The organism is Labrenzia sp. OB1, from assembly GCF_001624695.1.
Classification (GTDB): Bacteria; Pseudomonadota; Alphaproteobacteria; order Rhizobiales; family Stappiaceae; genus Roseibium.
On sequence record NZ_JSEP01000067.1, the window covers coordinates 1 to 2,617 of the forward strand.

Below are 2,617 nucleotides of genomic sequence, written 5' to 3' on the forward strand. Positions count from 1 at the left end.
CATCTGCCACTGCCCCGTCGACACCCGTCTCGCCTTCGGCGACGATGGCGACATTCGCCGCCAGCAGTTGCTGGCCCTCCGTTGAACCGTCGAGCGTCGAAAACGGGATCTTGCGCGAGATGCCGGCCAGACCGAACAGGGAGCGGTTCGCGAAGGGATGGAACGGCTTGCCAGCGCCCACCTGGTTGTCGATCCGGATCATCAGACCGGCAACGCGCGGTGCCATCGGGGCTGTAACCGTCTGGGCCCCGTCCCAGATCCGGGCGGCCACGCCGATCGGCATCAGACGTTCCGACGACATGGTTTCGCGGGCGTCAATCGCGTTGGACGTGGACGTGTCGTCCACATCAACCGGCGCGACGGCCAGGATCTTGCCGAGATTGGCTTCCAGCGCCGCAATCACCGGATTGGTCGTGTCAAGACCCGGACGCCAGGCAGTCCGACCGGCAACCACAATGCGCGGGGTCTTGTTCACCTTGGACGGGATGCTGGCAATGTCGTTGACCACGGCGGCGATCGATGCGGCTGTGGTCGCCGTATCGACGCCTTCGGCCACCCGGACAACAGTCACGTCTGCGCCCGAATTAAGGTCATTCAACTGGTCGTGGATGCCGTTCACCGCATCGGCAAGCAGGCCGGTACCAAGGGCATTGACCTTGGCTGCGTCACTCGTNCCGAGATTGGCTTCCAGCGCCGCAATCACCGGATTGGTCGTGTCAAGACCCGGACGCCAGGCAGTCCGACCGGCAACCACAATGCGCGGGGTCTTGTTCACCTTGGACGGGATGCTGGCAATGTCGTTGACCACGGCGGCGATCGATGCGGCTGTGGTCGCCGTATCGACGCCTTCGGCCACCCGGACAACAGTCACGTCTGCGCCCGAATTAAGGTCATTCAACTGGTCGTGGATGCCGTTCACCGCATCGGCAAGCAGGCCGGTACCAAGGGCATTGACCTTGGCTGCGTCACTCGTGGAAAACCGGACGGGTTCGCCTTCCGGAAATTCGACCGCGGACGCGTCTTCCGAGGTTTCGATGATCAGGACATGCGAGAAGTCCGCACCAAGTGCGGGGACGACTTCATCGTCCGGGCGCGTGAAACTCATTCCGAAGGTAGGGGTAGTCATGTCTTTCTCCTTGCCTGGCTGCGGGCACAAAAAAACCGCCTCAAGGGCGGTGTGTGAGCTGTTTGTCGGTAATTGTCCTGGTGGATTGAACGAAATGGTGAAGCCGCGTCAGGCTACGCGTTGGGAGGTATCAAGGTCAGCTACGAGCGCTTCTCTGGCCCCTGGAAGCTCCAACGCGATTGACGCTCTCTGCCCATAGCCGCCGCTGGCGCAATCGGCAGCTCGGAGCCTAAATTGCGAAGGTTTTGAAGTGCACTGAATGTATGTTATGTTACCCCCATGGAATAGCTCACTAGACATTAGTTACTTGATTTAGATATTTAATCCCAATCATGAATACCTGGTGAACGAAAATGCTATTTGACCCGACTTGGGAACTATTGCGTTCTTTCGGAAACTCCAAATTTGCTAGATTGACTATCTTCGTACCTATATTTGGATACTTCATAATTTTTAACGACGCATTTGTTTCCTTGTTGAGCTCATCGATGGAATGGGCATGTCTTGCCTTTGGCAGCAGCGCTTGCAGCGACGACGGTATTGCTAATCTTGATGATGAGTTCATGCTTCGAAAAGTTATCAATATCTACGTTGCTTTATCTGCAATCGCGCTTTCGACAGCCGTTTTTCAGGCATTATGTCCACATGAAATCAAGAAGTTCTGGCACGTAGAAAACTATGTTGCCGAAAATACGAAAATTTTTCACCACGAGTTCAATCGGAGAATACGGGAGGTCCTAGATACGAATTTGCCAGATGATGTCTCAAGAATTCAGGATAGGTACAATCGCGACAAGCTAGATAATCGCTCTAAAGCAAGTGAGATGTACGACCGAGACATTCTCGCATTGTGGTTCGGCTTTCAGAATGAACGATTTGAAATTTCACGTTGGCTATGTTTTCTCCTATTTTGCTTTGGTGTAGCGTTTCTAATCTATCCAACGCTTGTGGTGTTTGTGAAAGTTTGCGGGATCATCTTGGTAGGGTAGCGGCAGTGAACCTGCCATTGGCACATGCGCAGCGAACGTCCCCTTGCAGCCAATTTCGTTGAAAAACTCCTGTTGTTTTAAGTTCTGAACGCTGATTCAATCTCCTTACTGATTTGGGAGATGCTGGCGATGATGGGGCCGAGGCAGGAAGCGCAAAGCGCGCTGTTCTATGAGTTCTCGATTGATGATCATGTCCCGAATGATCGTAACCGGCCGATTGTTACCGCGGCGATTGGGCCTTGACGCGGGCAATGACGTGGGGATCTGAGACGAAGTCATCGAGGAAGCCGTTCCAGTTTTCGGTTGAGCTTCTGGCTTCGGCGAGCATGTCTTTCAATTCGTGGATGCCGTCGTCGGTGAGCGCTGTAATATAGTCGTCCTGACCTGTTTGGACGCTGACGATGCTGCCATAGGTCAGGTTGTCATCGTTTTCGACGATGGCCTCCAGGAGCTCGAGGTCTTCACCTTGCAACTGCGCGACACAGGCGAGTGTGGTGACATG

2 protein-coding genes and 1 pseudogene are annotated in these 2,617 nt (G+C 54.5%); 1 reads left to right on the top strand and 2 read right to left on the bottom strand.

What is annotated here, in order from left to right; translation table 11 throughout:
* Nucleotides 1-673: pseudogene (locus OA90_RS27540) on the bottom strand (phage tail protein); the annotation flags it as partial.
* A gap of 806 nt (nt 674-1,479) precedes the next feature.
* On the opposite strand from OA90_RS27540, the gene OA90_RS27550 reads away from it, so the two are divergent.
* The gene (locus OA90_RS27550; RefSeq protein WP_156510729.1) at nt 1,480-2,115 is read left to right on the top strand and encodes a hypothetical protein; all 636 of its coding nucleotides are present in this window, start codon (nt 1,480-1,482) and stop codon (nt 2,113-2,115) included.
* Between the two features lie 220 nt (nt 2,116-2,335).
* Here the strand turns inward: OA90_RS27550 and OA90_RS29230 are convergent.
* Nucleotides 2,336-2,617: hypothetical protein (locus OA90_RS29230; RefSeq protein WP_244274682.1), on the bottom strand; the 282-nt coding region annotated here is incomplete at its 5' end.

What these genes read in the sequence shown, in the direction of transcription:
- OA90_RS27550 (WP_156510729.1), top strand. Translation starts at nt 1,480, where the DNA reads ATGCTATTTGACCCGACTTGGGAACTATTGCGTTCTTTCGGAAACTCC.